The sequence below is a fragment of the Pseudoxanthomonas sp. OG2 genome, from assembly GCF_014192765.1.
GTDB classification, from domain to species: Bacteria; Pseudomonadota; Gammaproteobacteria; order Xanthomonadales; family Xanthomonadaceae; genus Pseudoxanthomonas_A; species Pseudoxanthomonas_A beigongshangi.
Map to the genome: position 1 here is coordinate 1,289,699 of NZ_JACHYM010000002.1, position 14,642 is coordinate 1,304,340.

Here is a 14,642-nt window from a genome sequence, read left to right on the forward strand (position 1 = left end):
GGCCGGCGGCAGCGGGACGAAGCGTCCGGATACGGGGCCGGGAGCACGTCGCCAGCCACGTTTCACGTTGAAAGTCCACGCCCATCAGACGGGATGCCAGTCATGAACGGCCGCCTATAATCCGGGCGATGAATCCGTCCTGGTTCGACTCGCTGCTGGCCTGGATCAGCGCACATCCGGTGGCCGCGGGGGCGGTGATCTTCGCGATCGCCTTCTGCGACGCGGTGATCATCCTGGGCGCCATCGTGCCGGCGCTGCCGCTGCTGTTCGCGGTCGGCGTGCTGATCGGCCTGGGCGAGATCTCCGGCCCCTATGCGCTGATCTGCGCCGCCATCGGCGCGCTGGCCGGCGACGGCACCAGTTTCTGGGTCGGCCACCGCTGGGGGCCGCAACTGCGCCGTCACTGGCCTTTCAGCCGCTATCCGCAGTTGCTGGACCGGGGCGAGGTGCTGTTCCGCCGCAACGCCATCAAGAGCATCCTGATCGCCCGCTACGTCGGTCCCATCCGGCCGTTCGTGCCGGCGGTGGCCGGCATGCTGCGGATGCCGATGAAGCGCTACCTGCCGGCCAGCCTGCTGGCGGCGGTTTCGTGGGCGGCCCTGTTCCTGCTGCCGGGCTGGATATTCGGGCACGCCTACGACGCGGTGGCCGCGGTCGCCGGCCGCCTGGGCCTGGTGCTGGGCCTGTTGCTGGTGGTGCTGGCCCTGGCCTGGGCGCTGGTGCTGTACAGCTACCGCTGGTTCGCCGCCCATGCCGATGCGCTGCTGGCGCGCGCGCTGGCCTGGTCGCACGCGCATCCGGTCATTGGCCGCTATTCGGCGGCGGTGTTCGATCCCGGGCGCCGCGAGTCGGTGCCGCTGGCGCTGCTGGCGATCCTGCTGCTGGCGATCGTCTGGGTGTGGTTCGCCTTCCTGGTCATCGTCATCGGCCACGGCGAGCCGCTGGGCATCGATCTGGCCGTGCACGAACTGATGCAGGTGCTGCGCAATCCGCTGGCCGACCAGCCGCTGGCCGCGATCGCCTCGCTCGGCGACGAGCAGGTGCTGGCGCCGGCCTCGCTGCTGGTGCTGGTCTACCTGTGCTGGCGCCGACGCTGGATGGCGGCGGCGCACTGGCTGGCCGCGCTGGCGTTCGGCCTCGCGCTGACCGCGTGGCTCGGCGCCTCGGTCGATATTCCCAAGCCGCCGTCGGTCAGCAGCGGTTTCGGCTTCCCGTCCATCGCGGTGACGATGGCGACCATCACCTTCGGTTTCTTCGCGGTGCTGATCGCGCGCGAACTGCCGGGCCGCCAGCGGGTCTGGCCCTACCTGGTCTCGGGAATAGTGGTGGCGCTGATCGGCTTCGCCCGCATCTACCTGGGCGCGCACTGGCTCAGCGACATCATCGGCGGCATGCTGTTCGGCATCGTCTGGCTGCTGGTGCTGGGCATCGCCTACCGGCGGCGCATGGTGCGCTCGTTCTGGATCACCCCGTTGGGCTGGCTGTTCTACGGCGCCTTCGCCGTCGCCGCGCTGTGGCACGCGCCGCGCAACGTGGATCGCATGCTGGCGCAGTTCGAGACCCCGGTGATGGTGCGGGCGATGGCGATGGACGACTGGTGGCGGGAAGGCTGGCAACGACTGCCGGCGCGCCGCAACGAGTTCGACGACGAACAGCGCTGGCCGCTGGACGTGCAGGTGGCCGGGCCGCTGGCGCCGCTGCAGGCGCGACTGGAAGCGGCCGGCTGGCGGGCGCAGCCGCAGGCCGGCTGGGAGGACGCGCTCAACCTGCTGGATACCGATCTGTCCCCGGCCGAGCAGCCGGTGCTGCCGGCCACCCTGGATACCCGCGCCGAGAGCCTGCTGATGGTGCGCGACGGCGCCCAGCCCGGCCTGCGCTTCGTGCTGCGGCTGTGGCCGGCGAACACGCTGCTGCAACCGGGCGACACCCCGCTGTGGATCGGCAGTGCGCAGGTGTTGAAGCACCAGCAGGCGTTCCGGCTGGTGGGCGTGTGGCGCCCGTTGCGCGAAGCCGATGCGGCACTGCTCGCGGTGAGTGCCGCCACCGCGCCGATGCAGCACCGGATCGAACCGCACCCGCAATCGAAACTGCCGGTGCTGCGCGTACGCACGGATGCCGTGCCGACCGCTCCGCCGGAACCTGCCGCCAGGAAACCTTGAGCCTGATCAGGCGATCGCCGCGAGCAGCCGATCCAGGCGCACGTGCGGATTGTCTTCCTGCAGCAGCATCGCCCGCTGCTGCGCGCTGAGCGGAAGCAGTTCCGCCAACCGCCATCCCACCCACGCGGCGCTGTCCATCTGCGCCGGGGTGATCCGCGCCAGATCCGCGCCGGCCTGTTCGAGCAGGCTCTGCAGCAGCGTCGCCAGCAGGCCGTGCTGGGGTTGCAGTTCGTCGTCGGGCTCGGGCTCGCACCACTGCACTTCGCCCATCACCAGGCCGTTGTCGCGCACGCGGGTGCGCATGACCCGGAACCGGCGCGCGCCGCGCACGCGCAGGGCGAGCAGGCCGTCGGGGCCGGTATCGAAGTCCTCGATCATGGCCTCGGTGCCGTAGGCGGCCGGCACCGCGGGCTGTCCCGCTTCCTCGCCTTCCAGGATCAGGCAGATGCCGAAACCGCGACCGGATCGCCCGCAATCGCGCACCAGGTCCAGATACCGCCGCTCGAATACCCGCAAGCCCAGCCCCGCACCGGGCAGCAACACGGCATGCAGGGGGAACAACGGCAGGATTTCGATCATCGGATCTCCGTCAACCACGGTCCAGGGTGGCGTATCGGAATCCATCCACGGAACAGTCATCGACACTGGGCGGTGGTGGGGCGGGATCCACCCTACGCGGTTTCCCGCAGCGCCGCCAGGAAGCGGCGCGGCGCGCCGTCGAAGCCGCCGTTGGACATGAACACCACGTGGTCGCCCGGGCGCGCGATCGACCGCAGCGCGGCGATCAACGCCTCCACGTCCGGCACCGTGCGCGCGTCGCCGCGGATCGCGTCGACCACCTTGCCGGCGTCCCACGGCAATTCCGGCCGATGCAGGAACACCACCGCGTCGGCCAGCGCCAGCGATGGCGCGAGCGCATCGGCGTGCGCGCCCAACCGCATCGAATTGCTGCGCGGCTCCATCGCCACCACGATGCGCGCGTCGCCCACCTTCGCCCGCAGTCCTTGCAGGGTCGTGTGGATGGCGGTGGGATGGTGGGCGAAATCGTCGTACAGGGTGATGCCGTCGGCCTCGCCGATGACTTCCAGCCGCCGCTTGACGCTGCGGAAATGCGCCAGCGCCGGCATCACCGTCGCCGGGTCCACGCCGACCGCGTTCACCGCGGCCAGCGCGGCCAGTCCGTTGAGCACGTTGTGGCGGCCCAGCAGCGGCCAGCGCACTTCACCGAGTTCGCGGCCCTGGTGGCTCACGGCGAAGACGCTGCCGTCCTCGCGGATCAAGCGCGCGCTCCATTCCAGCGCGGGATCGAAGCCGAATCGTTCCACCGGCGTCCAGCACCCCATCGCCAGCACTTCGGCCAGGCGCGCATCCTCGCCGTTGACGATCAGGCGGCCGCGGCGCGGCACCGTGCGGACCAGATGATGGAACTGGCGCTGGATGGCGGCCACGTCGGGAAAGATGTCGGCGTGGTCGTATTCCAGGTTGTTGAGGATCGCCACCAGCGGCCGGTAGTGGACGAACTTGCTGCGCTTGTCGAAGAACGCGGTGTCGTACTCGTCCGCCTCCACCACGAACTCGCGGCCCTGGCCCACCCGCGCCGACACGCCGAAGTCCTCCGCCACGCCGCCAATCAGGAAACCCGGCGAGCGTCCGGCCGCTTCCAGCAGGTAGGTCAGGATGGTGGTGGTGGTGGTCTTGCCGTGGGTGCCGGCCACCGCGAGGGTGTCGCGGCCGGGCAGCACGCGCTCGGACAGCCACTGCGCGCCGGAGGTGTAGCGGCGGCCCTCGTCCAGCACCGCCTCGACCGCGTCGTTGCCGCGCGAGAGCGCGTTGCCGATGACGATCTCCTCGCAGTCCGGCGAGATGTTGTTTGCCTGGTAACCCTGCGCCAGCGCGATGCCGAGGTTCTCCAACTGCGTGGACATCGGCGGGTAGATTGCCTGGTCGCTGCCTTCGACCTCGTGCCCCAGCTCGCGGGCGAGCGCGGCCACGCCGCCCATGAACGTGCCGGCAATTCCCAGAATGTGGATCTTCAAGACGACGTTTCCGTGGTGAACGACGAGACTTTAGCCCAGTGCTCCCCTTTCGGCACGCCGGTGCGCCAGCGGCGGTGCGGCCCGGCGCACGGACGATGCAACCGGGGCGGGAGGCCCGGGCCAGCGAGACAGGGAGCGCGTTATCAGCGGCGTTCCGCCGCCTCGCGGTGGGCCGCCATGCAATCACACAGCGGCCGCAGCCGTGCGGAAGCCGGCCTCAGCCGACTTCCTTGGCCGGCGCCAACGCTTCGATCAGGCGGCTGAACACCTCGTCCAGCGAACCGACGCCATCGACGACGGTGAGCTGGCCGTGCTGGCGGTAGTACTCGATGACCGGCGCGGTCTGGCTGGTGTACTTGTCTAGGCGGTTGCGGACCACGTCCGGGGAATCGTCGTCGCGGCCCTCGGCCTTGGCGCGGCCGGCGATGCGTTCCACCAGCAGATCGGTGGGGACTTCCAGCTGCACTGCGAAATCCATCGGCTGGCGGATCCGCTCCAGCAGCACGCCCAGGGCGTCGGCCTGGACCAGGTTGCGCGGGTAGCCGTCGAGGATGAAACCGTTGGCGGTGTCCGGACGGGCGAACCGATCCTCCAGCATGCCCAGCAGGATCTCGTCGCTGACGAAATCGCCGCGCGCCATGATTTCCTTGGCCTGCACGCCCAGCGGCGTGCCCGCCGCGACTTCCGCGCGGAGCAGATCACCGGTGGAAATGTGGGGAACCTGCAGATATTCCTTCAGACGCGCCGCCTGAGTGCCCTTGCCCGACCCGGGGGGGCCCAGTAGAACCAATCGCATTGTGTAACTCCCGAACTAGAATCCTGCTGGCGGTGCCGGGCGGCGGGATCCCCCGCGCCTCGCTGCACCGCGTCATCTGTGTGAAGCTTACCGCATCCCAGCAACCCGGAACGTACCCCCCATGTCCCAGGGCACCCTACTTTATGCGCAGTCCGGCGGTGTCACCGCCGTCATCAACGCCACCGCAGCGGCCGTCATCGGCGAGGCACGCGCCCGTAAAATCAAGGTCTTGGCGGCCCGCAACGGCATCCTCGGCGCCCTGCGCGAGGAGCTGATCGACACCAGCAAGGAGTCCGCCGCGGCCATCCGCGCGCTGGCCCAGACCCCCGGTGGCGCGTTCGGCTCCTGCCGGGTCAAGCTGAAGTCGCTGGAGGCCGACCGCGCCCGCTACGAACGCCTGCTGGCGGTATTCAAGGCCCACGACGTGCGCTGGTTCCTCTACAACGGCGGCAACGACTCGGCCGATACCGCGCTCAAGGTGTCGCAGCTGGCCAAGGCCTTCGACTACCCGTTGACCTGCATCGGCGTGCCCAAGACGGTCGACAACGATCTGGCCGTCACCGACACCTGCCCGGGCTTCGGTTCGGCCGCCAAGTACACCGCGGTATCCGTGCGCGAGGCGGCGCTGGACGTGGCGGCGATGGCCGAGACCTCCACCAAGGTGTTCGTGTACGAGGCCATGGGCCGCCACGCCGGCTGGCTGGCCGCGGCCGCCGGCCTGGCCGGGCAGTCGCCGGACGACGCGCCCCAGATCATCCTGTTCCCGGAGCGCGCCTACGACGAGACGGCGTTCCTGGCCCAGGTGAAGAAGGTCGTGGCCAAGGTCGGCTGGTGCGTGGTGGTGGCCAGCGAGGGCATCCAGCACGCCGACGGCCGCTTCGTCGCCGACGCCGGCGGCGGCAAGGATTCGTTCGGGCACACCCAGCTCGGCGGCGTGGCGTCCTATCTGGCCGGCCGGGTCAAGGACCAGTTGGGCTTCAAGGTCCACTGGACCCTGCCCGACTATCTGCAGCGCTCGGCCCGCCACATCGCCTCGAAGACCGACTGGGAACAGGCCCAGGCGGTCGGCAAGGCCGCAGTCCAGTACGCGCTTAAGGGACAGAACGCGGTGATGCCGGTGATCGTGCGCACGTCCGACGCGCCGTACCGCTGGAAGATCGAAGCCGCGCCGCTGGAAAAAGTCGCCAACCACGAAAAGAAGATGCCGAACGGCTTCCTGCGCAAGGACGGCTACGGCATCACCGCCGCCGCGCGCAAATACCTGGAGCCGCTGATCCGCGGCGAGGCCTATCCCGAGTTCGGCCGCGACGGCCTGCCGAAGTACGTCGCGCTGAAGAACGTGGCGGTGAAGCAGAAGCTGCCGAAGTGGGAGGGGTGAGCGGGAGATGGCGTCCGCGATGAAACATCGTGGCGCCGTCTTCCTGCTCGTTTCCTTGTTCATCGTTCAATGACGCGGGTGGGACCAAGTCCCACCGTCGCCCCAAACTTCGGCGTGATATCCCCTATGCAGTTCCCCACGCCTGCGCTAGCCTGCGCGCGGGGAAATCTGGAGGGGAAACCCGATGTCGACGGTTCGCGCCTTGCCGGCGCTGGCGTTGCTGTGCGCGTCCGCCGTCGCTGGCGCCGTCACGCCGGGTCAGGCGATTCCCTCCATTCCCGCGGTTCCACCCTCGGCGCCCGTCACGGTACCGGCCTGCCCGCCATCGGAAGGCGCAGAGCTGGAACTCGCACTCGCGGACACCTTGAATTCCGCCCGCACCCAACGCGGCGAACGCTTTCGCCTGACGCTTGTCGAGCCCGTGATCACTTCCGACGGCACCTTGCCCGCCGGCACCGCCGGCGTCGGTGAAGTCGTGCATGCCGAGCCGTCGCGCGGCGGCGGCAAGCCGGGCGAAATCCTGCTGGCGGCGCGGTATCTCGAATACCAGGGCGAGCAGATACGACTGCGCGGTTTCAAGCTGGGCGGCAGCGGCCAGGATCGCTCGCGTGCCGCGATCGGCACGGCCGTCGTGGCCGGTCCCTTCGCCTATTTCCTCAAGGGCAGGGAAATCGAACTGCCCGCCGGCACCCGCGCGCGGGCCCGGCTCGCGCAGGCGCTGCCGCCATCGGCATCGCCGTCGCCGGCCTGCGCCATCGCGCGGACGCCGCCAACCGAATCCCCACGCACCACCACCCAACCAACGGAGTAGAGCATCCATGCGTTTCCGCCTGACCCGCCTCGTGATCGCCGCAGTCCTGTGTGCCCCGTTCGCCATCGCCGCCCAGGAAGCCGCCACCGCGGCGCCGGCGGAAGCGGCCGATGCCGCCCCCTCGCCCGCGCCACGGGAACAAGCAGCACCTGCGCCGGCCCCCGCCGCCGACGCGCCCGCGCCGGCATCGCAGTCCAAGGGCGCGATCGCCATCGCCGCTCCGGAGGCCGGCAAGGGCCAGATCGTGTTCTTCCGTGAAAAGAAATTTGCCGGCGCCGCCGTCAACTACATCGTCCGCGAAGGCGAAACCGAACTGGGCAAGCTGAGCAGCGGCAGCTATTTCGTCGTCGCGGTGGAACCCGGCGCGCACGCCTACACCGTGCATTCGGAAGCCAAGGACGTGCTCAACCTGGAAGTGGAAGCCGGCGAGACCTACTACGTGATCGGCGGCATCACCATGGGCTTCCTGGCGGGCCGGCCGAACCTGTCGCCGTCGGATCAGGCCGCGTTCGACGCCATGTCCGGCAAGCTCAAGCCGTCCAAGCCGTTGAAGAACTGAGTTTCATCCACCGGCGCACGCGCGGCTGGGCCCGCGTGCGCCGCGTGTGGTCATTGCACGCATGGTGGGAATGACGCGGCGTGATTGGAACGGATTGCTCGACCATCGTCGAGCAACGACGATGGCCGTCAGGCAGGTCCCCACCCTAGGGACACTTGCCCTCGACCTTCATCCCGGCGGCGAACAGCGGAATCTTCGCCTGCGCGATCTTGCCGGCGGCGATGTCCTGCTTGGCGTCTTCCAGGTAGATGCGGGCCTGGCCCTGGCCATCCTTGTCCGGCGTGCTGACCGCCACCGGCTTGCGCCAGATGCGGACGACCGCCTGCTGCGAGGCGCAGGCCGCGCTCGGAATGCGGATCACGTCGTTGAGCAGCCAGCCCGACGCCGTGTCCGGCTTGGCCTTGGCCGCGTCCAGCAGGCGCGCGCGCGGCTGGCACTGCGCGCTGGTGCGGACCACGCTGAAACGGTAGGGCTGCGCCGCATCGCCGGTGAACATGCCCTCGAAACGGGCGCACGCCTCCGGAATCTGGCGGATGGTATGGACCGCGCCCACCGCCTGCGCGGTGGCGGCGCCGGGCCGCTTGATCTCCGGCTGCGGTTCGGCCGCAAACGCCGGCAGGACAACGGCGGCGGCCAGGGTGGCGGTGAGGACGAGGGAGGAAATCGGACGCATCGGGCAACCTCGGGAACACGACCGCGCAAGGCTGGCACGGCCTGCCTGAACCCCGGCTCGTGGTTGGCGGGCGGGCCGGGCTCGGGTCATACTCGGGGCGCTCCAGGGATTGTCTGAACACGTCGGTATCCGCGCGGCCCCTCGCCGCAGTGGCTGTATCCCGTTCGACAGGCTCCATCGGGATCACCGCCCCACCCGGATTTTCGACCGGTCATGCACTCGCCGGACGTCATCCATCTACCTTGGGAGGGGTCATGCTGGAACAACACGGTTTGACGCTGTCGCTGGTCTGCGCCGCGGTGGCAATTCTTTACGGAATATTCTCGGCACGCTGGATTCTGTCCCGGCCTGCCGGCAATCCGCGCATGCAGGAAATCGCGGCGGCGGTGCAGGAAGGCGCAAGCGCCTACCTGCGCCGGCAATACACCACCATCGCGATCGTCGGCGTCATCCTGTTCCTGATCATCGGCTTCGTGCCCGCGCTGGGCTGGCCCACCGCCATCGGTTTCGCCATCGGCGCGGCGCTGTCGGGCGTGGCCGGTTTCATCGGCATGTTCGTCTCGGTACGCGCCAACGTGCGCACGGCCGAGGCCGCCACCCACGGCCTGAACCAGGCGTTGAAGATCAGTTTCACCGGCGGCGCGGTCACCGGCTTGCTGGTGGTCGGCCTGGGCCTGCTGGGCGTGGCCGGCTATTTCATCGTGGTCTGGAACGGCCAGCCCACCGAGGCCGCGATCAAGGCCGCGTTGCAGCCGATGGTCGGGCTGGCCTTCGGTGCCTCGCTGATCTCGATCTTCGCGCGCCTGGGCGGCGGCATCTTCACCAAGGGCGCCGATGTCGGCGCGGATCTGGTCGGCAAGGTCGAAGCGGGCATCCCCGAGGACGACCCGCGCAACCCGGCGGTGATCGCCGACAACGTCGGCGACAACGTCGGCGACTGCGCCGGCATGGCCGCCGACCTGTTCGAGACCTATGCGGTGACGGTAATCGCGGCGATGCTGATCGCCGGCATCTCCTTCGCCACCTACGGCTGGGCCGGCGTGGTCTATCCGCTGGTGCTGGGCGCGGTGTCGATCCTGGCTTCGGTCATCGGCACCTTCTTCGTCAAGGCGCGTGAAGGCGGCAAGATCATGAACGCGCTGTACCGCGGACTCGCGGTTTCCGGCGTGCTGGCCGCCATCGCGTTCTTCTTCGTCACCAAGTCGATGTTCGCGCCGGAACTGTTGATGCCGCTATTCGGCTGCGCGCTGATCGGCCTGGTGCTGACCGCGGCGATGGTGGTAATCACCGAGTACTACACCGCCACCGAGTACGCGCCGGTGCAGCAGGTCGCCAAGGCGTCCGAAACCGGCCACGCCACCAACATCATCGCCGGCCTGGCGGTGTCGATGAAGTCGACCGCGCTGCCGGTGATCGCGGTGGCGATCGCCATCCTGGCCAGCTTCTGGGTGGGCGGCCTGTACGGCGTCGCCGTCGCCGCCACCGCGATGCTGTCGATGGCCGGCATGGTGGTCGCGCTGGATGCCTACGGCCCGATCACCGACAACGCCGGTGGCATCGCCGAAATGAGCGAGCTGGGCCCGGACATCCGCAAGATCACCGATGCCCTGGACGCGGTCGGCAACACCACCAAGGCGGTGACCAAGGGCTATGCGATCGGTTCGGCCGCGCTGGCGGCACTGGTGCTGTTCGCCGACTACGCGCACAAGCTGGGCGAGAAGTTCGGCGAGGGCGCGGTCAGTTTCGCCATCAACGATCCCAAGGTGGTGGTCGGCCTGCTGATCGGCGGCCTGATTCCGTACCTGTTCGGCGCCTTCGCGATGCAGGCGGTGGGCCGTTCGGCCGGCGCGGTGGTGGAGGAAGTGCGCCGCCAGTTCCGCGAGATCAAGGGCATCATGGAAGGCACCGGCAAGCCGGAGTACGACAAGGCGGTGGACCTGCTGACCAGGTCGGCGATCCGCGAAATGATCGTGCCGTCGCTGCTGCCGCTGATCATCCCGATCATCGTCGGCCTGCTGCTCGGCCCGGCCGCGCTGGGCGGCCTGCTGATGGGCACGATCGTCACCGGCCTGTTCGTCGCCATCTCGATGTGCACCGGCGGCGGCGCCTGGGACAACGCCAAGAAGTACATCGAGGAAGGCCATCACGGCGGCAAGGGTTCGGATGCGCACAAGGCCGCGGTCACCGGCGACACCGTCGGCGATCCGTACAAGGACACCGCCGGCCCGGCCATCAATCCGCTGATCAAGATCATCAACATCGTCGCCCTGCTGCTGGTGCCGCTGCTGCCGGTGGACGGTTGGTTCAAGGGCGGCGCCAGCGCGGCGGCGGGCGGCGCCCATTCGGCCGAATCCATGCACGTCGCGGAGATGACCGACGCCCGCCTGGCCAAGGTGTACTTCGATGTCGGCTCGGCGGTGGTTCCGGCCGATGCCAGCGCGCGGCTGGCCAGCGTGCTCGGCAGCCTGCACGCCAAATCCGACAGCAAGGCGCGGGTGTCCGGCTTCCACGACGCCAGCGGTGATCTGGCGACCAACCAGGAGCTGGCCAAGCAGCGCGCGCAGGCCATCCAGCAGTGGCTGGTGGTCAATGGCATCGCCGCCGAGCGCATCGAACTGGACAAGCCGATGCAGACCGAGGGCAACGGCAACGCCGACGAGGCGCGGCGGGTGGAAGTGAAGGTGGAATAGCGCGAACCGGCATTCGTCGGCGCAATCAGACAGGGCGGCCCATGGCCGCCCTGTTTGTTGTGGATACCCCATCTTGTGGGAGCGACGTAAGTCGCGATGCGCCGATCTTCGACGGATGCGGTCCCGTAAGAGCCTCGCGACTTACGTCGCTCCCACAGGTCAGGGACTCACCGGGTCGGCTGCAGCGCCACCACGCGCACGTTGAAGGAATTGCAGGCCTTGTCCACGCAGATGCCGTTGAGCCATGCCTCGCCACTGCCGAACATCACGCCCTTGTAGTTGACGAACAGTTCCGAGTAGCGCTGGCGGACGATCGCGTCGGCCATCGCCGGCGTGACGATGCGGCCGTACTGGGCGATGAATTCCGGCGCATTCCGGATGGTCGTGGCCTTGCCGTCGACCGTGGTCTTGAACGGGAAGTCGATCATCGCCGCCACCGTGGCGGCGTCCTTCTGCGCGACCGCCTGCTGGAACGCCAGGATTGCGGTTTCATAGCGCGCGGCGTCGCCCAGCAGCTGGCCGATGCGCTGGTTGACCTCGGTGTGATCGTCGGCTTCACCGGCCGCGGCGGGCGTCGGCGCGGCCGCGCCGCCATGGGTCTGCGCAATCGGTTCGGGCGTGGAAGACGCCGGCGCGTCCGCCGCCGGGGCCGCGGCTTCGGCTGGGACGGCAGCGGGTTCGGGAGCGGCTGCGGGTTGCGGTTCCGCGGCGGGTTTGCAGGCGGCCAGCAGCAGCATCGCGGCCACGGGAATCCATGCTTTCATTGTTCGCCTCCGGCAAAGGCGCGCGCGTCGCGCCACGGCGGCATGTTAGCCGGTTCCGTGGCGGCGACGCGGGAAGCGTGTCACTCCACGACTTCCGCCAGCACGCGGCGGCCGGTGGCGATCTCCACCGCCTCCTCCGCTTCGGTTTCGCGGCGCGCCGATTCGGCCAGCGCGCTCGCGCACGCCTCGGCCTGCTGCTTCAGGTACACCGGGCAGTGTTCCATCATGTAGTCCATGTCGAACTTCAGCCGCTCGACCAGGAAATCGACGAACGCGCGCACCTTCGGCGACATCATGCGGCCACGCGGAAACACCGCGTTGAACTCGAATTCCGGGCCGGTCCATCCGGCCAGCACACGCTGCACGTAGCCCTGTTCCAGGTAGGGTTTGACCATCACGTCGGCCGCCACCATCAGGCCCTCGCCGCACAGCAGCGCGCCCTTCAGCGCGGCCGGATCGTTGGCGACCAGGATCGGGTTGATCGCGAAGTCCTTGTCCTGGTTGCCGTCGTTGAGGGTCCAGCAGAAGCTGCCGCCGCCGCGCCGGTGCTTGGGCATCGCCAGCGCGCGATGGTGCTGGAGATCGTCCGGGCCCAACGGTTCGCCGTAGCGGGCCAGGTAGCTCTTGCTGGCGTAGACCTGGGTGCGCAGCACGCCCAGCCGGCGCGCGACCAGATTGGAATCGGGCAGGTTGCCCAGCCGCAGCGCCACGTCGATCTCGCCGCCGATCAGATCCAGCGGTTCGTTGCTGAGCAGCATTTCCACCCGGATCTCCGGAAACTGCGCATGGAATTCGCCCAGCAGCGGGGCAATCTTGTCGATGCCGATCGAGTAGGGCGTGGTGAAGCGCAGCCAGCCGCGCGGGCCACCCTGCAACTGGTTGACCGCGCTTTCGGCCTCGCTCAGTTCACGCGCGATGCGCTGGCAGTGTTCGTAGTAGATGTTGCCCGCTTCGGTGAGGCCCAGCTTGCGGGTGGTCCGATGCAGCAACTGCGCGCCCAGGCGCGTTTCCAGTTCCTGCACCTTGCGGCTGACCGTGGTCTTGGGCAGGCCGAGCGTCTTGGCGGCGGCGATGAAACTGCCCTGTTCGACCACCTTGACGAAGATCAGCGTGTCGTTGAGATCGTGGCTCATGGGGGAGACTCCGGGGAGGCGGATCCGGATTGGACCGCCAGCGGGATGATTATTCCCCTAAATCCGGACTAATCAAGTCCCCATTGAAGGCATAAGGTAGCCGCCTGTTCCGCTGGCGATGACCTCCCCATGTCGCTTTCCCTGCCCAACCGCCTTCCCCTGGCCGTCCGCCGTCTGTCCGAAACACCGGTCATGCGGTCGTTTGCGCTGGCCCATCGCGCGCCTGGCGTGGAGATCCGCCTGCGTCCGCGCCGCGCGGCCGAAACGGTGGAGGTGGGTCAAGGCAGCACCCCGTCGGCGACCGCTCCCTGGCTGTTCCCGATAATTATCCCGAATGCGGGAGTAAACATCCCATGAGCGGGATACTTGCTTCTTCTTTCTCCGGCCAGGCGGCGTCGCCGTCCCCGGCGCTGCGCCTGAACCTGGCCGCGACCGTGCGTTCCGGTTCCGCATCGCAGGATCGTGCAATCACGCCGCAGGATCCGGATATCGCTTTCCCGTCCGCCCGCCCCACACTTTCCCCCACGTCGGAACCCTCCCCCGCCGACGCGGTGAAAGCCACCGCCCCGGACAATGCCGCCGCCTCCCTCCCCCAAGCGCCTGGCGGCGTGTCCGGCCTGCTGGCCAGGTGGTGGCGCCGTTGGTCACGGGGACAGTCCGCCGACACGTCGACCGAACCGTCGCGTGCGCGTCTGTCCCCGCGGCCGCCGGTGGCGGGTTTCCGGGAATTCACCGTGCCGCGCCGGATGCAGTCGGGCGCCGCGACCGTGCTGCGCGCCCGCGCGTTCGGCCAGCGCGCGCTGTTGACCGGCGCGGGTTCCCGCCGGAGCCGGCCATGAAAGGCACCGCCACGCATCCGCAGGCGCTGGTGCTGGGTGCCGCCGGCACGGTCGGCGCCGGTGTGGTCGGCGCGCTGCTGGAAGTCGGCAGCCCGGTGCTGGCGGTTGGACGCGAAGGCCCGCGCATGCAGGCGCTGGCCGATCGCTTCACCGACGAGCCCGGCCTGGAGTTCATGCACAGCGGCTGCATCTTCAGCGATGACGATGCGGCGCGGCTGGCCCGGGACATCCGTGCGCGCGGCCGGCCGCTGCGCGCGGTGTTCGCCAGCCTGACCAGCCCGCTCGAATCCGGGCGCCTGCTGGACAAGCCCGCCGACGTGCTTCGCCACAAACTGGAAATGGACGTCATCCCGCACCTGGCCGCGGCCCGGCACCTGCTGCCGCTGCTGGCCGAGTCGGGTGGCACCACGCACTACATCCTGGTCGGCGGCCCGTTCGCCGAACGCGGATGGTCCGGCTACGGACATGCTTCGGTGACCGGCGCCACCATGCGGATGATGGCGCAGGTGCTGCACGAGGAAGCGCACGCACTGGGCGTGCGCGTGCAGTTGCTGTCGGTGGACAAGCCGATCTGCACGCCGGCCAACGCCGGCAACGCCTGCGCCGAATGGCCCAACGCGCTGGCGGTGGGACGCAATGCGGTGTCGTTGCTGAGCCGTCACGGCAAGCCACTGCCAATCGTCTCCTATTCGAAGGAGTTGGCGGCGGCACCGACCCGGACGCTGTTCTCCGATTTTCCCGCTTCCCGCTGGGGCGATGCCGCCCCCGCTTGACCTCAACTTAAGTTCAGGTCTTAGGCTTCAC

Annotated in this window: 14 protein-coding genes and 1 pseudogene; 9 read left to right on the forward strand and 6 right to left on the reverse strand. The window is 69.0% G+C overall.

What is annotated here, in order from left to right; genetic code table 11:
- Positions 1-128 precede the first annotated feature (128 nt).
- Positions 129-2,159 carry a bifunctional DedA family/phosphatase PAP2 family protein gene (locus tag FHW78_RS19020; protein ID WP_183644441.1) on the forward strand — a complete coding sequence of 677 codons (2,031 nt, stop codon included), beginning with the start codon at positions 129-131 and terminating at the stop codon, positions 2,157-2,159.
- A 6-nt stretch (positions 2,160-2,165) separates the two neighbouring features.
- Here FHW78_RS19020 and FHW78_RS19025 read toward each other — a convergent pair whose 3' ends face one another.
- The 3 genes from FHW78_RS19025 to FHW78_RS19035 form a co-directional block, all read right to left on the reverse strand.
- Entirely contained in the window at positions 2,166-2,738 is a 573-nt protein-coding gene (locus FHW78_RS19025) for an LON peptidase substrate-binding domain-containing protein (protein WP_183644444.1), read from the reverse strand.
- Between the two features lie 92 nt (positions 2,739-2,830).
- Positions 2,831-4,195, reverse strand: a complete 1,365-nt coding sequence (gene mpl / locus FHW78_RS19030) for a UDP-N-acetylmuramate:L-alanyl-gamma-D-glutamyl-meso-diaminopimelate ligase (protein ID WP_255443347.1) — start codon at positions 4,193-4,195, stop codon at positions 2,831-2,833.
- A gap of 217 nt (positions 4,196-4,412) precedes the next feature.
- Positions 4,413-4,991, reverse strand: coding sequence for an adenylate kinase (locus tag FHW78_RS19035; protein ID WP_183644447.1), 579 nt, complete (start codon positions 4,989-4,991; stop codon positions 4,413-4,415).
- Positions 4,992-5,112: 121 nt separating this feature from the next.
- Here FHW78_RS19035 and FHW78_RS19040 point away from each other — a divergent pair, with 121 nt between their 5' ends.
- The 3 genes from FHW78_RS19040 (at position 5,113) to FHW78_RS19050 (ending at position 7,739) form a co-directional block, all read left to right on the forward strand.
- Positions 5,113-6,369 (forward strand): 6-phosphofructokinase, encoded by a 1,257-nt coding sequence (locus FHW78_RS19040; RefSeq protein WP_183644450.1) that lies wholly within the window; start codon positions 5,113-5,115, stop codon positions 6,367-6,369.
- Positions 6,370-6,553: 184 nt separating this feature from the next.
- Positions 6,554-7,180 (forward strand): hypothetical protein, encoded by a 627-nt coding sequence (locus FHW78_RS19045; RefSeq protein ID WP_183644453.1) that lies wholly within the window; start codon positions 6,554-6,556, stop codon positions 7,178-7,180.
- 7 nt (positions 7,181-7,187) lie between these two features.
- Positions 7,188-7,739 (forward strand): DUF2846 domain-containing protein, encoded by a 552-nt coding sequence (locus FHW78_RS19050; RefSeq protein WP_183644455.1) that lies wholly within the window; start codon positions 7,188-7,190, stop codon positions 7,737-7,739.
- 145 nt (positions 7,740-7,884) lie between these two features.
- On the opposite strand, the gene FHW78_RS19055 is transcribed toward FHW78_RS19050, so the two are convergent.
- The gene (locus FHW78_RS19055; protein WP_183644458.1) at positions 7,885-8,412 is read right to left on the reverse strand and encodes a hypothetical protein; all 528 of its coding nucleotides are present in this window, start codon (positions 8,410-8,412) and stop codon (positions 7,885-7,887) included.
- 254 nt (positions 8,413-8,666) lie between these two features.
- On the opposite strand from FHW78_RS19055, the pseudogene FHW78_RS19060 reads away from it, so the two are divergent.
- Together FHW78_RS19060 and FHW78_RS20095 are read left to right on the forward strand one after the other, a co-directional pair.
- Positions 8,667-10,700: pseudogene (locus FHW78_RS19060) on the forward strand (sodium-translocating pyrophosphatase); the annotation flags it as partial.
- A gap of 81 nt (positions 10,701-10,781) precedes the next feature.
- Complete coding sequence (locus FHW78_RS20095) at positions 10,782-11,102, forward strand: OmpA family protein (RefSeq protein ID WP_225562232.1); 321 nt, start codon at positions 10,782-10,784, stop codon at positions 11,100-11,102.
- A 167-nt stretch (positions 11,103-11,269) separates the two neighbouring features.
- On the opposite strand, the gene FHW78_RS19065 is transcribed toward FHW78_RS20095, so the two are convergent.
- Positions 11,270-11,866 (reverse strand): hypothetical protein, encoded by a 597-nt coding sequence (locus FHW78_RS19065; RefSeq protein ID WP_183644464.1) that lies wholly within the window; start codon positions 11,864-11,866, stop codon positions 11,270-11,272.
- 80 nt (positions 11,867-11,946) lie between these two features.
- Positions 11,947-12,999 (reverse strand): LysR family transcriptional regulator, encoded by a 1,053-nt coding sequence (locus FHW78_RS19070; protein ID WP_183644467.1) that lies wholly within the window; start codon positions 12,997-12,999, stop codon positions 11,947-11,949.
- Positions 13,000-13,128: 129 nt separating this feature from the next.
- Here FHW78_RS19070 and FHW78_RS19075 point away from each other — a divergent pair, with 129 nt between their 5' ends.
- The 3 genes from FHW78_RS19075 to FHW78_RS19085 are packed head-to-tail and all read left to right on the forward strand — an operon-like array spanning position 13,129 to position 14,611.
- Positions 13,129-13,356: a hypothetical protein gene (locus FHW78_RS19075; RefSeq protein ID WP_183644470.1), complete on the forward strand. Its 228-nt coding sequence runs from the start codon at positions 13,129-13,131 to the stop codon at positions 13,354-13,356.
- Positions 13,353-13,838, forward strand: a complete 486-nt coding sequence (locus FHW78_RS19080) for a hypothetical protein (RefSeq protein ID WP_183644473.1) — start codon at positions 13,353-13,355, stop codon at positions 13,836-13,838. The genes FHW78_RS19075 and FHW78_RS19080 overlap by 4 nt, the downstream gene beginning before the upstream one ends.
- Positions 13,835-14,611 carry an SDR family NAD(P)-dependent oxidoreductase gene (locus FHW78_RS19085; RefSeq protein WP_183644476.1) on the forward strand — a complete coding sequence of 259 codons (777 nt, stop codon included), beginning with the start codon at positions 13,835-13,837 and terminating at the stop codon, positions 14,609-14,611. Before FHW78_RS19080 ends, FHW78_RS19085 begins: the two co-directional genes overlap by 4 nt.
- The last annotated feature ends 31 nt before the right edge of the window (positions 14,612-14,642 follow it).

What these genes read in the sequence shown, in the direction of transcription:
- FHW78_RS19020 (WP_183644441.1), top strand. Translation starts at nt 129, where the DNA reads ATGAATCCGTCCTGGTTCGACTCGCTGCTGGCCTGGATCAGCGCACAT.
- FHW78_RS19025 (WP_183644444.1), bottom strand. Translation starts at nt 2,738, where the DNA reads ATGATCGAAATCCTGCCGTTGTTCCCCCTGCATGCCGTGTTGCTGCCC.
- FHW78_RS19035 (WP_183644447.1), bottom strand. Translation starts at nt 4,991, where the DNA reads ATGCGATTGGTTCTACTGGGCCCCCCCGGGTCGGGCAAGGGCACTCAG.
- FHW78_RS19040 (WP_183644450.1), top strand. Translation starts at nt 5,113, where the DNA reads ATGTCCCAGGGCACCCTACTTTATGCGCAGTCCGGCGGTGTCACCGCC.
- FHW78_RS19045 (WP_183644453.1), top strand. Translation starts at nt 6,554, where the DNA reads ATGTCGACGGTTCGCGCCTTGCCGGCGCTGGCGTTGCTGTGCGCGTCC.
- FHW78_RS19050 (WP_183644455.1), top strand. Translation starts at nt 7,188, where the DNA reads ATGCGTTTCCGCCTGACCCGCCTCGTGATCGCCGCAGTCCTGTGTGCC.
- FHW78_RS19055 (WP_183644458.1), bottom strand. Translation starts at nt 8,412, where the DNA reads ATGCGTCCGATTTCCTCCCTCGTCCTCACCGCCACCCTGGCCGCCGCC.
- FHW78_RS20095 (WP_225562232.1), top strand. Translation starts at nt 10,782, where the DNA reads ATGACCGACGCCCGCCTGGCCAAGGTGTACTTCGATGTCGGCTCGGCG.
- FHW78_RS19065 (WP_183644464.1), bottom strand. Translation starts at nt 11,866, where the DNA reads ATGAAAGCATGGATTCCCGTGGCCGCGATGCTGCTGCTGGCCGCCTGC.
- FHW78_RS19070 (WP_183644467.1), bottom strand. Translation starts at nt 12,999, where the DNA reads ATGAGCCACGATCTCAACGACACGCTGATCTTCGTCAAGGTGGTCGAA.
- FHW78_RS19075 (WP_183644470.1), top strand. Translation starts at nt 13,129, where the DNA reads ATGTCGCTTTCCCTGCCCAACCGCCTTCCCCTGGCCGTCCGCCGTCTG.
- FHW78_RS19080 (WP_183644473.1), top strand. Translation starts at nt 13,353, where the DNA reads ATGAGCGGGATACTTGCTTCTTCTTTCTCCGGCCAGGCGGCGTCGCCG.
- FHW78_RS19085 (WP_183644476.1), top strand. Translation starts at nt 13,835, where the DNA reads ATGAAAGGCACCGCCACGCATCCGCAGGCGCTGGTGCTGGGTGCCGCC.